The organism is Pseudoalteromonas rubra (genome assembly GCF_001482385.1).
Classification (GTDB): Bacteria; Pseudomonadota; Gammaproteobacteria; order Enterobacterales; family Alteromonadaceae; genus Pseudoalteromonas; species Pseudoalteromonas ardens.
Genome location: NZ_CP013611.1, coordinates 1,415,990 through 1,432,210 on the forward strand (window position 1 = coordinate 1,415,990; position 16,221 = coordinate 1,432,210).

Annotated in this window: 16 protein-coding genes; 7 read left to right on the forward strand and 9 right to left on the reverse strand. The window is 47.2% G+C overall.

Translation table 11 applies throughout. From position 1 onward, the window contains the following. The 6 genes from ispH to murJ all read right to left on the reverse strand — a co-directional run bounded on the left by ispH (position 1) and on the right by murJ (position 7,331). Positions 1-930: a 4-hydroxy-3-methylbut-2-enyl diphosphate reductase gene (gene ispH / locus AT705_RS06360; protein ID WP_058795948.1), complete on the reverse strand. Its 930-nt coding sequence runs from the start codon at positions 928-930 to the stop codon at positions 1-3. After that, a complete protein-coding gene (fkpB, locus tag AT705_RS06365) occupies positions 930-1,370 on the reverse strand; it encodes an FKBP-type peptidyl-prolyl cis-trans isomerase (protein ID WP_010382474.1) in 441 nt (146 codons plus the stop codon). Before fkpB ends, ispH begins: the two co-directional genes overlap by 1 nt. Further along, positions 1,367-1,873: a signal peptidase II gene (gene lspA / locus AT705_RS06370; protein WP_058795949.1), complete on the reverse strand. Its 507-nt coding sequence runs from the start codon at positions 1,871-1,873 to the stop codon at positions 1,367-1,369. Before lspA ends, fkpB begins: the two co-directional genes overlap by 4 nt. A gap of 14 nt (positions 1,874-1,887) precedes the next feature. Continuing rightward, complete coding sequence (gene ileS / locus AT705_RS06375) at positions 1,888-4,716, reverse strand: isoleucine--tRNA ligase (RefSeq protein WP_058795950.1); 2,829 nt, start codon at positions 4,714-4,716, stop codon at positions 1,888-1,890. A 31-nt stretch (positions 4,717-4,747) separates the two neighbouring features. Continuing rightward, entirely contained in the window at positions 4,748-5,668 is a 921-nt protein-coding gene (gene ribF, locus AT705_RS06380) for a bifunctional riboflavin kinase/FAD synthetase (protein WP_058795951.1), read from the reverse strand. Positions 5,669-5,744: 76 nt separating this feature from the next. Further along, positions 5,745-7,331, reverse strand: a complete 1,587-nt coding sequence (gene murJ, locus AT705_RS06385; protein ID WP_257721230.1) for a murein biosynthesis integral membrane protein MurJ — start codon at positions 7,329-7,331, stop codon at positions 5,745-5,747. A gap of 456 nt (positions 7,332-7,787) precedes the next feature. On the opposite strand from murJ, the gene rpsT reads away from it, so the two are divergent. Then, positions 7,788-8,048, forward strand: a complete 261-nt coding sequence (gene rpsT / locus AT705_RS06390; RefSeq protein ID WP_010382487.1) for a 30S ribosomal protein S20 — start codon at positions 7,788-7,790, stop codon at positions 8,046-8,048. A gap of 154 nt (positions 8,049-8,202) precedes the next feature. On the opposite strand, the gene AT705_RS06395 is transcribed toward rpsT, so the two are convergent. Then, positions 8,203-8,586, reverse strand: coding sequence for a response regulator (locus tag AT705_RS06395; RefSeq protein WP_049864014.1), 384 nt, complete (start codon positions 8,584-8,586; stop codon positions 8,203-8,205). 89 nt (positions 8,587-8,675) lie between these two features. On the opposite strand from AT705_RS06395, the gene AT705_RS06400 reads away from it, so the two are divergent. The 3 genes from AT705_RS06400 (at position 8,676) to smrA (ending at position 10,193) form a co-directional block, all read left to right on the forward strand. Continuing rightward, complete coding sequence (locus AT705_RS06400; protein WP_058795952.1) at positions 8,676-9,143, forward strand: hypothetical protein; 468 nt, start codon at positions 8,676-8,678, stop codon at positions 9,141-9,143. A gap of 102 nt (positions 9,144-9,245) precedes the next feature. Next, a complete protein-coding gene (locus AT705_RS06405; protein ID WP_010382493.1) occupies positions 9,246-9,485 on the forward strand; it encodes a hypothetical protein in 240 nt (79 codons plus the stop codon). Between the two features lie 126 nt (positions 9,486-9,611). Continuing rightward, positions 9,612-10,193, forward strand: coding sequence for a DNA endonuclease SmrA (smrA, locus tag AT705_RS06410; RefSeq protein ID WP_058795953.1), 582 nt, complete (start codon positions 9,612-9,614; stop codon positions 10,191-10,193). A gap of 25 nt (positions 10,194-10,218) precedes the next feature. Here the strand turns inward: smrA and AT705_RS06415 are convergent, their stop codons facing one another. Further along, the gene (locus AT705_RS06415) at positions 10,219-10,404 is read right to left on the reverse strand and encodes a hypothetical protein (protein ID WP_058795954.1); all 186 of its coding nucleotides are present in this window, start codon (positions 10,402-10,404) and stop codon (positions 10,219-10,221) included. Positions 10,405-10,588: 184 nt separating this feature from the next. Continuing rightward, positions 10,589-11,509, reverse strand: a complete 921-nt coding sequence (locus tag AT705_RS06420; RefSeq protein WP_058795955.1) for a 2-hydroxyacid dehydrogenase — start codon at positions 11,507-11,509, stop codon at positions 10,589-10,591. Between the two features lie 163 nt (positions 11,510-11,672). On the opposite strand from AT705_RS06420, the gene AT705_RS06425 reads away from it, so the two are divergent. The 3 genes from AT705_RS06425 to AT705_RS06435 all read left to right on the forward strand — a co-directional run bounded on the left by AT705_RS06425 (position 11,673) and on the right by AT705_RS06435 (position 16,151). Beyond that, a complete protein-coding gene (locus AT705_RS06425) occupies positions 11,673-13,394 on the forward strand; it encodes a GNAT family N-acyltransferase (RefSeq protein ID WP_058795956.1) in 1,722 nt (573 codons plus the stop codon). Between the two features lie 61 nt (positions 13,395-13,455). Continuing rightward, positions 13,456-13,941: a TlpA family protein disulfide reductase gene (locus AT705_RS06430; RefSeq protein ID WP_058795957.1), complete on the forward strand. Its 486-nt coding sequence runs from the start codon at positions 13,456-13,458 to the stop codon at positions 13,939-13,941. 140 nt (positions 13,942-14,081) lie between these two features. Beyond that, positions 14,082-16,151 (forward strand): TonB-dependent receptor plug domain-containing protein, encoded by a 2,070-nt coding sequence (locus AT705_RS06435; RefSeq protein ID WP_058795958.1) that lies wholly within the window; start codon positions 14,082-14,084, stop codon positions 16,149-16,151. Positions 16,152-16,221 lie beyond the last annotated feature (70 nt).

Sequence of the window (16,221 nt, forward strand, 5' to 3'; positions counted from 1 at the left end):
CTACCTAAGCTCAACAGGAACAGCGAATACCACGTTTTCTTCCTGACCTGGGTTTTCTACAACGGTTTCCCCACCCAATGCTTTAAGACGATCGATCACTTGCTGCACCAGCACTTCAGGCGCTGATGCGCCAGCAGTCACACCTACTTTACCAACCTCTTCAAACCAACTTGCTTCCAGACACTGGTCATCGTCAATCAAAAAGGCGCGAGTACCCATTTTGTCTGCAAGCTCTCGCAAGCGATTTGAATTGGAGCTGTTCTTTGCCCCGACAACAAGCAGCAAATCGACCTTGTTAGCCAAATCTCTGACTGCATCCTGACGATTTTGCGTAGCATAGCAAATATCATCTTTACGGGGGCCGTGGATCTGAGGGAATTTCTCACGCAATGCTTCAATCACGTCAGAGGTATCATCCACTGACAGTGTCGTCTGACTGCAGTAAAACAGGTTACTGGGATCTTTTACTTCAAGCGTTTCGACGTCTTCCGGTGTTTCAACCAGATAAATTCCGCCCGCCGAATTATTGTACTGACCCATAGTGCCTTCAACTTCCGGGTGGCCATGATGTCCGATAAGGATACACTCAGTGCCTTTGCGGCTCGCACGTGTCACTTCCATATGTACCTTGGTCACCAAAGGACACGTGGCATCAAACACTTTCAACTCACGACGCTTGGCTTCCTGACGCACTTGTTGTGACACGCCATGCGCACTAAAGATCACGATACTATCATCAGGCACCTGATCCAGCTCTTCGACAAATACCGCCCCACGAGCGCGCAATCCGTCAACCACATATTTGTTGTGTACAACTTCATGACGAACATAAATCGGTTTTTCAAAGATATCGAGTGCGCGCTCAACGATACTAATAGCGCGATCAACCCCGGCGCAAAAGCCACGTGGATTGGCGAGTAAGATCTCCATTAGTTTTTCACCTCTAAAATATCGACTTCAAAGGTTACTTTTTGCCCGGCCAATGGGTGGTTGAAGTCAACGGTCACTGAATCACCGGCGACTTCACGTACCAGGCCTGGAAGCTCAGTGCCATCAGGCTGAGTAAACGCGATAATACTGCCCACTTCAGCTGGTGTATCGGCGCCAAACTTACTGCGATCAACATAATAAATATTGTCCGGGTTTGGCATCCCAAAGGCATCTTGTGGCTCAAGTTCGAATGATTTGCTGTCACCCGCTTGCAGCCCTAATAAACACTTTTCAAAGTTCTCAGTCAGGCTACCGTCGCCCATAAAGAGCTTTGCGGGCTTGTCGTGCACTTTCGTTGAGTCCGCTGCGGATCCGTCAGCCAGTTTTATCGAAAAATGAAATAAAACTTCAGATTGTGGGCCTATTAGCTGCTCACTCATGCCTTTTTCTCCTGCGTATCCACGTTGTCACCAAAAATGGCGTCAAATAACAATAAACCAGCACCACCTACAATGGCCATGTCTGCGACATTAAATGCCGGGTAATGCCAGTCCTGATAGTAAAAGTGTAAGAAATCCACCACATAGCCTAGTGTAACCCGATCATACAGGTTCCCTAAGGCACCAGACAGGACAAGCGCATACGCACTACACAACAACCAATTTTTAGCAGGTAACTTCTTCAACCAGTAAACTAGTAAGCCACTGATAGCAACGGCAATGGTACTCAAAAACCAACGTTGCCAACCGCCCGCTTCACTTAAAAAGCTAAACGCCGCGCCATAGTTGTGCATATAGGTAAAATTAAAAAATGGCAGTAACTCAATAGACTCATAGAGCCGCATGTTTTCGACTACCAGTGCTTTCGTGCCGAAGTCTACTGCAAAAAGCAGTAGACTCAGCCACAACCACACCAGACCACTTCGCTCGGTCGATTTGGTCATGTAATACTCCTAGATTAAGCGAACTGACGCTGTTCACCAGCGCCATCGACATTGGTCACACAACGGCCGCACAACTCAGGATGCGCATCATGCTGACCTACATCTTCACAATGGTGCCAACAGCGCTCACACTTAGGTGCCTGTGTTGCTTTCACTGAGATAAATAAGCCGTCAATCTCCGTAGAAACAGCGCCTTCTGGCTTAGCGTTCACCACTTCCACCTGAGCTTTAGATGTCAATAATACAAACCGCAGCTCATCTTTCAGGGTTTGAAGTTTCTCTGCCAGGTCGCCGCCTGTGTACAGCGTCACTTCCGCCTGTAAAGTTGCACCAATGATCTCTTCTTTACGCGCACTTTCCAGCACTTTGTTCACTTCGTCGCGCACGGCTAACAGCTCTTGCCAGAAATCATTACTCAACTGGCCTTCGCTCACCTGTGTCAGTCCATCGTACCAGACATCTGTAAAGACAAACTCACCACGCTCACCTGGTAATACTTCCCAAATTTCTTGCGCAGTAAAGCTCATGATAGGTGCCATCCAGCGTGTCATCGCTTCTGCAATATGATACAGCGCACTTTGACATGAACGACGCGCATGGCTGTCACTCTTAGCGGTGTACTGACGGTCTTTAATAACGTCAAGATAAAACGAGCCGAGTTCACCGGTGCAGAAATTCATGAGTTTCTGTGTCACAACCAGCATTTGGTAGTTATCGTACGCTTCTACAATCTCTTGTTGTAATTGCGCTGCACGGCTGACAATCCAGCGGTCCAGTTCAATCATGTCTTCAACAGCAACCAGATCCGTCGCCGGGTTAAAGCCACTGAGGTTCGACAACAGGTAACGGCTGGTATTACGGATACGACGATAACGATCTGCGGCACGTTTGAAAATCTGATCTGAGACGGTCATCTCAGCCGTATAATCAGTTGAAGCGACCCACAGACGAAGAATATCGGCACCCAGCTTATTCATGATGTCCTGAGGTGAGATCACGTTACCCAGCGACTTTGACATTTTGTGGCCTTTTTCATCCACCGTGAAGCCATGTGTCAGAACCTGACGGTAAGGTGCATGGCCGTTGATGGCTACTGATGTCATCATCGATGACATAAACCAACCACGGTGCTGATCCGAGCCTTCCAGATAAAGGTCAGCAGGACCGCTCAGCTCTTCGCGCGCGTCAACAACACAGGCGTGTGTTACGCCTGAGTCGAACCATACGTCCAGCGTATCTTGTACTTTGACATACTGTTGCGCATCAGCCTCATTCAGCAAAGTCGCAGGATCGAGATCATACCAGGCTTGAATGCCTTTTTGCTCAACCAGCTTAGCGACTTCTTCAATCAAAGTCTCAGTTTGCGGATGCAATGCACCTGTATCTTTGTCAACGAACAATGCGATTGGAACACCCCAGGTACGCTGACGCGAGATACACCAGTCCGGGCGCCCTTCAACCATGTTTGCAATACGGTTTTCACCCCACTCAGGGATCCACTGAGTTTTACCAATTTCTGCCATAGAATCCTGACGCAGATTCGCCTGATCCATACTCACGAACCATTGTGGTGTCGCGCGGAAGATAATCGGTGTTTTGTGACGCCAGCAGTGTGGGTAGCTGTGAGTCATCGCATGATGATGAACCAATGCGCCCTTTTCTTTTAAGTGTTCAATGATCGCATCATTTGCCTTAAATACATGCTGACCTGCGAACACAGGCGTATCTGGCAGGAATACACCATTTGCACCGACCGGATTTGCCACTTCCAGATCATAAGCTTGACCTGCAGCGAAATCCTCCGGGCCGTGGCCAGGTGCTGTGTGAACAATACCTGTACCTGAATCAGTTGTGACATGCTCACCCAGGATCACTGGTACATCAAAGTCATAGAAAGGATGCGCAACACGCAAGTTTTCCAGTACCGCGCCTTTGGCATAACCCAGCACGTGATAACGATTAAAACCAAACCGATCCATCGCATCTTTGACCAGCTCAGAGCCCAATACCATACGTTGCTCATGGCCTTCATCTTCGATTTGTACCAGCGCGTACTCCAGCCCACCATGGACAGCAACCGCGCGGTTGGCAGGCAGGGTCCAAGGCGTCGTTGTCCAGATCACAGTGCTGACAGCGCCGCTACCCTGATGTTCATCAGCCAATGCAAACGCGCTTACCAACGCCTGTTCATCAACAAAGTCGAACTTAACATCAATCGCAGGAGATTGTTTGTCCTGATACTCTACTTCCGCTTCCGCCAAAGCCGAGCCACAGTCTGTACACCAATGGACTGGCTTAGCCCCTTTATGGAGGTGACCATTTTTAATGATGCGACCCAATACACGTAGTGCATTGGCTTCAAAGTCGAAGTTCATTGTCAGATAAGGGCGATCCCAGTCACCCAAAACGCCCAGACGTTTAAAGTCTGTTTTCTGACCGTCAACCTGTTTGCGCGCGTAGTCACGACACTTTTCACGAAATTCAGCAACAGATACTTTTTTACCTGGCTTGCCAACTTTCTTCTCAACCTGAAGCTCAATCGGCAATCCATGACAATCCCAGCCTGGCACGTACGGTGCATCGAAGTCGGAAAGTGTCTTTGACTTAATAATAATATCTTTAAGAATTTTATTTACGGAGTGACCTAAGTGAATATTACCGTTGGCATAGGGAGGACCATCGTGCAAAATAAATGGCTTTTTACCTTTTTTGGCATTGCGGATCTGACCATACAGATCTTGTTCGTACCATTTTTTAAGCATTTTGGGCTCGCGTTGTGCCAAATTGCCACGCATTGGAAACTCAGTTTCCGGTAGATTTAACGTATGCTTGTAGTCGCTCATTTACTTTACTTTCCGTATCGGCTACTTAAAATTATTGAAAAAAGTGTTTTGCAGCAATGACGTCCTGAGCAATTTGCTCAGTTAACTGCTGCAATGACTCAAATTTTTGTTCATCACGGAGCTTATGAAGCAGCTCCACTTTTATAAATTGACCATAGATTTCCTGGTCAAAATCGAAAATATGTACCTCTAGTAAGGCTCGCTTACCATTCAAGGTGGGCTTTGTACCAACGTTTGCAACACCGCAATAGTCAGTGTCCTGTACCCTGGCACGCACTGCAAATACGCCCTGAACGGGGCTGACCTGACGTTTAAGCGCAACATTGGCAGTTTTAAACCCCAACTCACGACCTTTTTTCCAACCATGGATCACCCGTCCTGAAATCGCATAGGTGTGGCCAAGCATTTCATGAGCCAGCCCAACATCGCCTTCGGCCAGTGCAGCACGGATCAATGTACTACTGACCCGGCTATTCCGTTGTCTGAAGCTTTGCGTATCCGTCACTTTCATGTTCAACTCGCGCCCCAGTCGTTGCAACATCGAAAAGTCCCCGACCCGGCCTTTACCAAAGCGAAAATCATCACCAACGGTCAGGGCTCTGGTACCCAGTTTTGCACTCAGTACTTCACGAACAAAGTCTTCGGCCTGAAAGTTGGCAAATCGCGCGTTAAAACTGACACAGATCACACGCTCAATACCAATATCAGCCAATAGCGCGAGTTTATCTCGAAGTCGGGTCAATCGAGCTGGCGCTTGTTGTTTGGCAAAAAACTCTTGTGGTTGTGGCTCAAACAACATAACCGTACTTGGCAAGTTATGCACCCGAGCATCTTCCACTAAGCCCTTCAGTACTTCGGTGTGCCCCAGATGTACGCCATCAAAGTTCCCTATCGTCAACACACAGCCATAGTGGTGGGGTCGAATATTATGGATCCCTCTGATCAATTGCATACAACTAACACCTGTGATTACTAAAGCAGTATAAAAGCCCGATTATACCCAAGTTCCCGGCAAATGCGAATAATGCCTATGCAGTGCTTGCAGGAACCGCTGAACTGTCCCTAATCGTACTCAGTCTAACCCCTGTAAGGTACATCACAACGAAGTACGTCAGTATTGCAGCCACCAATTGCAGACCCAATATGCCGACTTGCTCCAGAAACGCTAGCCCCTGCCAAGGCAACATCCGATCAAGCCACATCAGCACGCCCGACATCACCAGACTAGCAAGCAAACATTTGGCAGCAAATGTCAGGGTAAAGCCCGACACGCGATATACACCTGCCTGATTGAGGTACCGGTATAATAAGGCAGCATTGCAGGTGGCTGATAATGCCGTTGCCAGTGCTAGCCCAAGATAGCCAATAAACGGTGCAAGCATCAGGTTAAACAGCATGTTAAGCGACATCGCAATAATACCGATTTTAACCGGGGTTTTGGTGTCCTGGCGGGCAAAAAAGCCGGGGGCCAATACTTTTATTAGCATGAAGCTGACCAGACCGACTGAATAGGCCGTAACGGCGCCACTTACAGCACCAACGTTGTCCTGCTCGCTCTCAACAAAGGCACCATGACCAAACAAGACAGAAATAATAATCGGGCTGATGAGTATCAATCCGGCCATTGCGGGGATCCCCAAAAAGAGCACAAACCGGACCCCCCAATCTAGCGTTTGCTGAAACTCCTGAATACTATCTTTTGCGTGGAGCTTAGACAATGCGGGTAAAATCACTGTGGCAATGCCAATGCCAAACAACCCGAGTGGAAACTCAATTAGTCTGTCTGCATAATACAACCAGGCAATAGAGCCGGTTGCCAATGCCGCAGCAATAATAGTGTCAAGCAATAAATTGATCTGACTGACCGATACCCCAAACATTGCCGGGAGCATCAGTTTACGAACTTTCACTACCTCGGGTGCATGCCAGGCAAATGTAGGCCTCGACAACATACCGAGCCGAGCCAGGAAAGGCAGTTGAAATAAAAACTGTATCAGTCCACCCAGAAATACCCCGATGGCCAAAGCATATGCGCCCTGTTCAAACTGGTCGTGGAGCAACAGTGCACTGGCAATGATAGAGATATTCAATAACACAGGTGTAAATGCTGCCACAGAAAAGCGATTATACACATTCAGTACAGCGCCACTCAGTGCAACCAAAGAAATAAAGAACAAATATGGAAAGGTCAGCTTTAACAGTGCGCTGGCTAATACAAACTTCTCTGCATTCTCGCCACCCTGCCACCAGTCAATAAACCAGCTCGTGCCAAACAGCCCTGCTATTACAGGAGAGCCAATGACGCCAATTAAGGTCACCAGCATAAGAATGGTACCCAAAGTACCTGCGGCTTGCGCAACAAACAACCGTACCTTGTCATCTCCATGCTGCTCTTTTATCTCGGCGAGCACAGGCACAAATGCCTGAGCAAAAGCGCCTTCGGCAAAAAGGCGACGCATAAAATTCGGAATACGATTAGCAAATAAAAACACATCGGCAGCAAGCCCAGCCCCCAACAAATTTGCTACTACAGCGTCTCTGACCAGTCCCATCACCCGGGATATCATGGTCATGGCACTCACGATCATGCCCGATTTAAACAACCCCTTCGCCACTCAATTTCCTCACAGTATTATTTGCGCGGAATTATGCCATAAGCCAGTCCAGATAAATACTCATACACCTGTTAGACATAGCTCACGTTAATGCTTGATGATGAGCACAGATATAGGTCTAAAGAGATACCATCAAAGTAAGCCTGTCTGAAGGAACAACACAAACACTCTAGTAGAGCGGTAGGGGATTTGCTACAATAACTGCAGTGTGCCAAGTGGTGTGCTCTAACAGAGCGCTAACTTGGTATAAGATCTGAGATTGCGGTTGCCCCAATCATTTCAGACTCGCTGTCGTGCAACCCAACTAGCCGCTTATGGCTGCGAGGGGCTAGGGACAAGCACGATATGCAAACAAATTGACCAGCCGAGGGGAATTTTTATTGACTTTAAAGAATAAAAAGGGCATATTCCTCGGCCTTTAAACTAAGCTTATTTTAAGATTGTTAGGAGCATACCTTGGCTAACATCAAGTCTGCAAAAAAACGCGCTATCACTAGCGAAAAACGTCGTCAGCACAACGCAAGCCGTCGTTCAATGATGCGTACTTACTTCAAAAAAGTAATCGCTGCAATTGAAGCTGGTGACAAAGAAGCTGCACAGCAAGCTTTCGCTGTTGCTACACCTATCCTGGACCGTTACGCAACTAAAGGTCTTATCCACAAAAACAAAGCTGCTCGTCATAAGAGCCGCCTAGCTGCTAAAATCAAAGCACTATAATTGTGGTATTGGATATGAAAAAGCCGACGTAAGTCGGTTTTTTTATGCCTGCGTATTAACGCTAAAGTGTAAAATGCACAAACCCCCCTGTAGAAATTGCCTATCGGCAGCGTCACAGGGTGAATGATATACACCACCCTGTTATCAACATAGATTAAGCTAATTCAAGTTTGGGATAGAACTTTTTCAACATTGCGGCAATTTTCTTGGGTGAAAATGGTTTAACCACAAATCCTTTAGCTCCGCGCTCTATCGCATCTTTCACGTTATCGACCGTTGAGTGTGCCGACACCATAACCACATTAATATCCGGGTTAATTTCAGCCAGTTCTGCGATCAGCTCTTTACCATCTCCATCAGGAAGTTCGATATCCAAAAACACGATATCGAAGTGCTGCTCTTCACATGCAGCAATACATTGTTTTGCCGTTGACGCTTCTTTTACGTTATCGATGCCCAAGTGCATCAGAGTCTGATGCAAGAAACTGCGAACAGTGCCTACGTCATCAACAATTAATATAGAGATTTGTTGTTCCATATCCTTTCCCGTGGGCTAGTCAATTGAAATGCGCTATTATTAGCATAGAACTATTATAGAGTCCTGCAAACAAAAGGCTATAGCAAAGCATGGCACAAAGACCAAAAAAACAGGCATTGCTCAATCAGGTAGATGCCAGGTCCAAGAACAAGCGACCGAAACAAAAAAAACGCTTATCACCTCAACAACAAAGAGCATTACAACAACAGCAACTTCAACAACAAGCACAACTCGCCGCAGCACAACAAGAAGAGGCCAAACCAAATAAAACCCGCTGGATTATCACCGCTGTGGTTTTACTCCTAATGATTGTTTTCCCCAAGCCTAAACTTATTACCTATGAAAAGCTCGGACTGGTCGCGCAAAGTGTCTATTGGCCCGGCTTACCGGGGGTAGACCCTGTTTTGTTTGACTCAAACCTACATATCCGACCGGCCCTGGAACAAAACACACTTTATCTGTGTCAGGATGAGCGCGACCCGGATTCTTGTCAGAAATACCAAATCATCGAACAACAAGGTTTTATCTCTGCCTTCATGAAGATGCTTTTCGATTAGAAAAACTAATCCGAAAAATATAAAAATACTCGTTTGAAGAGACTGAGGTTGGGGCGCATAATGGCGCCCCTTTATTGAACAACCTGGAGTACTTTGACGATCATGCCGAACGAATTTGACTGGCTACTTAATTTATTACTGCTAGTGCTAGGATTTGGTGCCTTTTTTATTAACCATAAAACCTTGCTGCGTGGTGCAGCATTGGCGACCTGCAGCATCCTGTTTATTTTGTTCAGCCTCGATCTGATGAACACGTCAGTGATCTCCAACTTGGGCTTGATTCTAATTAACTCATTTTATCTGTTTAAGCTCTTTACTCACGAGCAGTATAATACGCCCTAGTATGGGCAGTCCTGTCACACCACTTTAGTGACAGGACGTAAACTGCGCAACGAGACTTAAAGATATTTTCTAATTTCTGAGCCTGCGCTACAATCTGGCCACACCCATTGGTTTTGGAGACGCAGTATGGCCATGACAGATGAAGAACTTTTTCTCGCCTCAATGGGGGACGTGGTCCCCTTAGCACAAGACAAAAAAGCTGAGCTCAGGCGTCAACAAAACGAGCCTACACTGGCACAGCTTGCACGTCGGGAAGCCGCTGAGCAGGAACAAGACTTCGATCCAAATTTTCTCTCCACCGAATATGTAGACTTGCTCGACCCACACGACCTGCTTAGTTACAAGAAAGATGGCGTGCAACAAGGGGTATTTAAAAACCTCAGGCTCGGCAAGTATCAAATTGACGCAACCCTGGATTTGCATGGTAAGCCTTTCCGTGAAGCCAGAAAGTCTCTCTTTGATTTCATCATCGACTGTCACCAACGCAGTATTCGAGTCTTATTGATACGTCATGGCATTGGTCTGAAGAGCAAACCCTTTCCAGCTATACTGAAAAGCTACTGCAATAAATGGCTACAGGAAATGCCGCAAACACTCGCCTTTCATTCGGCGCTGAGTTGTCATGGTGGAAACGGTGCGACCTATGTGCTGCTGAAAAAAAGTGATGAGAAGAAAGTGGAAAACCGAGAACGCCATGCAAAACGATGATAGCAGCCAGCGCTGCTATCCTATGTTAGCTTTCTGAGGACGTGATTACTGCTTCTTCATTATTTTGGTGAGTCGCCTCAGGAGACTCTGCATTGGCCTGATTAAACCACGCCATTACACCTAATATAATAACCGTAAACAGAACAACGGAAAGCTTAACGCCACCTTGATTACCATTCATGAAAAGCGACTCTTTATTATTTTTTTTCATAACTTACTGAATGTAATCAGATGTCACAAGATGTTTTTTTATACAGTATTTTGTATCACGCCAATCCAGCACTCAATGACCCGGAAAATGAAGCGCATCATGCTCCGGGTGACATAAAATTGATGCCACACGATGGGCCTCAAAGTTGCACTCACTTGCATTTGTGAGTATTAACAAGTGTAAATCAATAACCCAGGCTAATATCCACACAATGCGACAAAGGCTCACCCTTTTGCATCGCTTGCATGTTCGACACTATTTGGGCCATAGCCGTTCTCAGGCTTGTCAGCGCAGCCACATGGGGTGTCATCGTAATTTTTGGATGCAGCCAAAACGCATGCTCGGGTTCGACCGGCTCTGATGTAAAAACATCTAGCGTAGCCGCTGCAATTTGCTCAGTATCCAGCGCATGGAGCAGATCGGTTTCATTAAGATGCGCGCCTCTGGCCACATTTATCAGCACCCCATGCGTTGGCATCGCCTCAAACAACGAACCATCTAAAATGCCACGAGTTTGAGCCGTCAGGGGTAACAAACAGATGAGGTAGTCACATTGCGAGGCAAATCGAGTCAGCTGCGCCTGCCCCCAAAACGTGTTGATACCCGGTATCTTTTTTTCACTCCTTGACCAACCCAGTACCTCAAAGCCATTTTGCCTCAGCTTTGTGGCAGCCACTTGTCCAAGCTGCCCAAGCCCCAATATACCCACACGACGACCACTGCAGGCCCGCTTAGGACGCCAGACCTGATGCTGCTGTTGCTGATAATACAAACTCAAACGTAGCTTATGCGCGAGCACATGCCCCAATACATACTCAGCCATATCATCCGCAAGCGCAGGGTCCACAATTCGGCATACCTGGACGCCTGATGGCAACGCAGCTAAAGGTATGCCATCTACACCCGCACCAAACGATTGAACCACTTTCAGATTGGGCAGTTGTTGCCATAAAGACTCAGGCGCATTCCAAGCCAACACAAACTCAATCTCAGCCAGGTCACCCGTATGTGGCCACTCTCTGATATCTGTATCAGGCAGGCTCTCTCGTAATCCAGCAATCAGTTTACTGTTGTCTCTGCCCGTTACACAGACTAATAATGCCATGCGATCCCCTTTGTTCTGTTTTTATCTGACGCCACTGTATCAAAATTCTCGCCTATAGGTGTACTTACGCGATGGCCATCAAACTGACATACAGTTGCAACTTGCTTGTCATAGAGAGTTTTTAATCTTGACGGAAGCGGTTATAGAACTTGAGAATGAATATATGATCAGTGTTGATAAGGTCATTGAAGCAAACCTGCCTCAATTAGAGAACTCACCTAAAGTAAAAGGCCTGGTAAAGAAAGGCCTGGGCTACCTGCTCCATGAACAAGAATTTGTGGCATTTGCTGATACATACCCACACCTGCAAGGGATTGAATTTGTCGAGCAGGTGCTGGAAGAGCTGGATTTCGATGCCCGTTTTAAGCCCAAACAAATAGAGCATATCCCCAGCGAAGGCAGTGTGGTGATAGTCGCCAATCACCCCATCGGCTCATTGGATGCACTTGCACTGATTAAGGTACTGGCTCAGGTACGCCCTGATCTCAAAGTCGTCGCCAACAGAATGTTGATGTCCCTCACGCCCATGCACTCCTTGCTGTTGCCGGTAGACAACCTGTCTGGCGCGAGTCGTAAACAGGAGCTGGCCAATATTCATCATCACCTCAAACAAGAGGGTGCGTTGCTGATCTTTCCTGCCGGAGAGGTGTCCAGACTTGGCCCAACCGGTATCAAAGATTGTAAGTGGAATTCAGGCTTTTTGCGCATGGCCAAAAAAGCGAATTGCCCTATTCTGCCTATTTTCATTAAAGCGAAAAACAGTCCGCTATTTTACGGTACGTCAATGATCTACAAACCCTTAGCCAGTCTGTTGCTGGTCAAGGAGATGTTTAAACAACGTCAAAAATCGCTGGAATTTGAGATTGGCGCCAGTATTCCACCGGCCTCCTATTTGCTGGAAAACCTCAAAGATAAAGAAATCGTCGCGCTGATCCGAAAACAGCTTTATCGGCTGGCTTCGAAAAAGTCTTTACCACTGAAAACCCAGTCTCCCATTGCCGTGCCTGAATGTAAAAAAGAGCTGAAACAAGCGATTGAAACGTGCGAGCGACTCGGCGAAACTCAGGATGGTATGCAAATTTACCTCTATCAATATCAGGGCAGTTCACCTATTTTTCGCGAGCTAGGTCGGCTTAGAGAGATTGCCTTTCGCGCTGTAGGGGAAGGCAGCGGCAAGCGCCGTGATATCGACAAGTACGACATGTACTACCAACATCTGGTGCTGTGGGATGCAAAACACCTTGAGCTGGTCGGTGCTTACCGACTGGCCAGTGCGCAATCAGTTATTAACGAACAGGGTAAAGACGGTTTATACACCACCAGTTTGTTCAATTATGCTGAGCACATGCAACCCTACTTCGAGCATGGCCTTGAGCTGGGCCGAAGCTTTGTACAGCCAAAATACTGGGGACGCAAGAGCCTGGATTACCTCTGGTATGGGATTGGTGCTTTTGTGAAACGCTACCCACAGCATCGCTACCTTTTTGGTGCTGTCAGTTTATCTAATGCGTTGCCAGATAAAGCCAAAGCCATGCTGATTTACCACTATCAGCATTACTTCTCAAACCTGGCATCTCTGGCAACTCCAAAAAACGAATTTAAATTTACGCCATCGCAGCAACAGGACTTTGCCCAGCTATTTTGTGGCAATGATATTAAAGAAGACTTTGCGGAGCTCAAGCATATCATGGCCAATATGGGTGCCCAGGTCCCAACTTTGTTTAAACAATATACTGAATTATGCGAACCTGATGGGGTTAACTTCCTGAGTTTCAGCATCGATCCGGACTTCAACAACTGTATCGATGGTTTGGTACTGGTTGATCTGACCCGGATCAAGCCACAAAAAGCCAAACGATATCTGGGAGAGAATATCTACGACTGATTGTGTTGTTGCCATTTTTTTATTTATACTCGCGCTCGGAGATCAAAATTTGCGAGCGCGCATGATAAAAACAATTCTACAACTCATTATTTTTGCCATCGTTTTTTTGGCTATCACTGCCTACCAGGAACTGGGCATGCTGGCTGACGATGGCAAAGCCCCTGCTCCCTACTTCTCTTTACCTCTACTGGAGCAACCCACACAGCGAGTGACCATCAAGTCTCTGCAAGGGCAGCAATCTGTGGTGTATTTTTTCGCCCCCTGGTGCAGTATTTGCCGCTACAGTATGCCTAACCTCAACAAATTACATGAGCAAGGCAAAGTCAACGCCGTCGCCATTGCGCTGGATTTTGACAGTACAGATGCGGTCAGCACCTTTGTTGGCGATTTGTCACTGAGCATGCCTGTTCTGCTCGGCAACAGCCATACCGCTTCCGATTATAAGGTTAAGGCTTACCCCACCTATTATGTGTTATCCGATGACCTGAAAGTAGTCGAGCGCTCTGTCGGTTACTCCAGTGAGCTGGGAATACGCGCCAGACTTTGACATCTTCAAACTACGAAGCTAAGTGTAAGAAAATGTAGGGGTAATCGACAATTTCTTACCCTTAGATAAAACAAAGGTACGATTTATTCTCATACACTAGTCCCCATTCTTATTCAGCTTAGATTCAATAAGGGACTACCATGACGCGCTCGTCATTCAACAAATCGTTTGCACTGTCGCCTATCATGCTTTGCATCGCACTGCAGGCACAAGCAAACACCAGCACAGACATGGAACACATCGAAGTGCATTATAAACGCAGCTCAATCACCTCTGAGATCACAGAAGACACAGAAAAGCTCATCGAAATGCCAGGTGCTATGGGCGACCCGCTGCGGGCTGTGTATGCACTACCGGGGGTGGTTGCGGCTGGTGGCTCAATGAGTGAGCCGGCCGTACGTGGCTCAAGCCCCAGTGATAATATGTTCGAAGTGGACTTCATGCCTGCGGGCTATATTTTCCATGATTTTGGCAGCTCGATATTTAACCGCTATATCATTCAGGATTTCCAGCTTTACTCTGCGGGCTACGGCAGCAGCTACAGTAATGCAACGGGCGCAGTCTTTGACGTAACGCTGCGTAACCCCAAATATCAGCCAATCACCACTACGCTGGACCTGACCATGTTCAACGCAGGCGTGTTTGTGGAAGGCCAGCTCAGCGACAGTACGGCTTTCTATATATCGGGCAGAAAAAGTACCCTGCCCTTGTTCTTTGAAGAGGGAGAAGAGCTCGAAGATGATGATGGCGAACCAACCGGCGTCACCATCAATGATGCCCCGGATGACCATGATTATCAGGGTAAATTTCTTTGGGACATCAATGCCAACAATACATTAACCTTTAACTTTACTGGTGCCGAAGACTCGGCTGCCGCAGGCTTCAATGAGCGTTCTGAATTAGCGCAAAAAACACCAGAGTTCCAGGGCGATGCACGCTTTATCAGGGAGTTCAATAGCCAGAACGTATTGTGGGACCATTACAATGACAAGTTTCATCTACGTGTTGGTGTTGGCGCGCTCGATCATTCAGGTCGGCTAGAGTATGGTCGCCGTGCAACCATTTCCAACGGGTATTTTGAAGAAGAATCTGAAAAACAGTACACCTACAAGGCTCGCCTGAGCTATCGTATTAACCCGGCCCACCAACTGGTTGTGGATGCGGCCTATTTTGACAACGAAACGCAATACAGTTACGACACCTTCCAATATTTATGTACTGAGCTGGACCCCGATTGCGATCTCAAAAAAGGTGAACGGATCAGCGGCAAACGGACGATTGATATCGACAGCGGCTTTGTCGGCCTGGCACATATCTGGCAACTGGGCAGTGACTGGCAAACAGAGCTGGGCGTGCAGAGCCAACACAACAAATACACGGATGAAACCTTCACCTCGCCTCGTCTGGCGGTGAGCTACTTTGTGACTGAAAACAGTATCATTTCAGCCAAGGCAGGACGCTACAATCGCATGCAAAACGTAGAATATATCCTGCCAGAAATAGGTAATCCTAAACTAAAATCTCAGGTTGCGGATCACTTTACACTTGGTTTTAGTCAGGAGCTGGACAACGAATGGAGCTGGTCAGTCGAAGGCTATTACAAAACCATGGACGACCTTCCTCTGGCCATAGATGACGGACCTAATGCGGAAGATTTGTATAACAATGACGTTGAAGGGCGAGCCTACGGCGTGGATCTGCTGATCAACAAGAATAAGACCGATAACTGGTATGGCTGGGTAGCATTAAGTTATGCCAAAAGTGAGCGTACCGATCTCAGTCGAAATATCACCCGGGATTATTACGCTGATACGCCTTTGGTGTTTAATGCCGTATTCCACTACGAAATCAATGAAAAATGGCAAGGTGGCTTTAACTTTACAGCGCGCAGTGGTCAGGCCTACACCCCGATTGTCGGGGTCAGAGAAAACCCCGACCACGATGGTCGTTTCTTACCTGTGTATGGCGAACCTTTCTCAGAGCGGTTCAAGGTCTACCACCGCCTGGATATTCGTTTCGAGCGAAAAACCAAGATATTTGGCAACGATGGCCAGCTAATTTTTGAATTGATGAATGCCTATGGCCAGGAGAACATTGCCTATATCGACCTGGATTACGACAGAGTCAAATCCGTTAACGACCTATATATAGAAGAAGAGGAAGACGATTTCTCTATCCGCCCTTCTATTGGTTTTAGCGTGACTTTCTAAACGATTCCTCTGAAAAGGCCGGGCGCAGACAAATGAGGCTTGCGTTTTCGGCCTTCTCCTTGCATGATCT

What these genes read in the sequence shown, in the direction of transcription:
- ispH (WP_058795948.1), bottom strand. Translation starts at nt 930, where the DNA reads ATGGAGATCTTACTCGCCAATCCACGTGGCTTTTGCGCCGGGGTTGAT.
- fkpB (WP_010382474.1), bottom strand. Translation starts at nt 1,370, where the DNA reads ATGAGTGAGCAGCTAATAGGCCCACAATCTGAAGTTTTATTTCATTTT.
- lspA (WP_058795949.1), bottom strand. Translation starts at nt 1,873, where the DNA reads ATGACCAAATCGACCGAGCGAAGTGGTCTGGTGTGGTTGTGGCTGAGT.
- ileS (WP_058795950.1), bottom strand. Translation starts at nt 4,716, where the DNA reads ATGAGCGACTACAAGCATACGTTAAATCTACCGGAAACTGAGTTTCCA.
- ribF (WP_058795951.1), bottom strand. Translation starts at nt 5,668, where the DNA reads ATGCAATTGATCAGAGGGATCCATAATATTCGACCCCACCACTATGGC.
- AT705_RS06395 (WP_049864014.1), bottom strand. Translation starts at nt 8,586, where the DNA reads ATGGAACAACAAATCTCTATATTAATTGTTGATGACGTAGGCACTGTT.
- AT705_RS06400 (WP_058795952.1), top strand. Translation starts at nt 8,676, where the DNA reads ATGGCACAAAGACCAAAAAAACAGGCATTGCTCAATCAGGTAGATGCC.
- AT705_RS06405 (WP_010382493.1), top strand. Translation starts at nt 9,246, where the DNA reads ATGCCGAACGAATTTGACTGGCTACTTAATTTATTACTGCTAGTGCTA.
- smrA (WP_058795953.1), top strand. Translation starts at nt 9,612, where the DNA reads ATGGCCATGACAGATGAAGAACTTTTTCTCGCCTCAATGGGGGACGTG.
- AT705_RS06415 (WP_058795954.1), bottom strand. Translation starts at nt 10,404, where the DNA reads ATGAAAAAAAATAATAAAGAGTCGCTTTTCATGAATGGTAATCAAGGT.
- AT705_RS06420 (WP_058795955.1), bottom strand. Translation starts at nt 11,509, where the DNA reads ATGGCATTATTAGTCTGTGTAACGGGCAGAGACAACAGTAAACTGATT.
- AT705_RS06425 (WP_058795956.1), top strand. Translation starts at nt 11,673, where the DNA reads ATGATCAGTGTTGATAAGGTCATTGAAGCAAACCTGCCTCAATTAGAG.
- AT705_RS06430 (WP_058795957.1), top strand. Translation starts at nt 13,456, where the DNA reads ATGATAAAAACAATTCTACAACTCATTATTTTTGCCATCGTTTTTTTG.
- AT705_RS06435 (WP_058795958.1), top strand. Translation starts at nt 14,082, where the DNA reads ATGACGCGCTCGTCATTCAACAAATCGTTTGCACTGTCGCCTATCATG.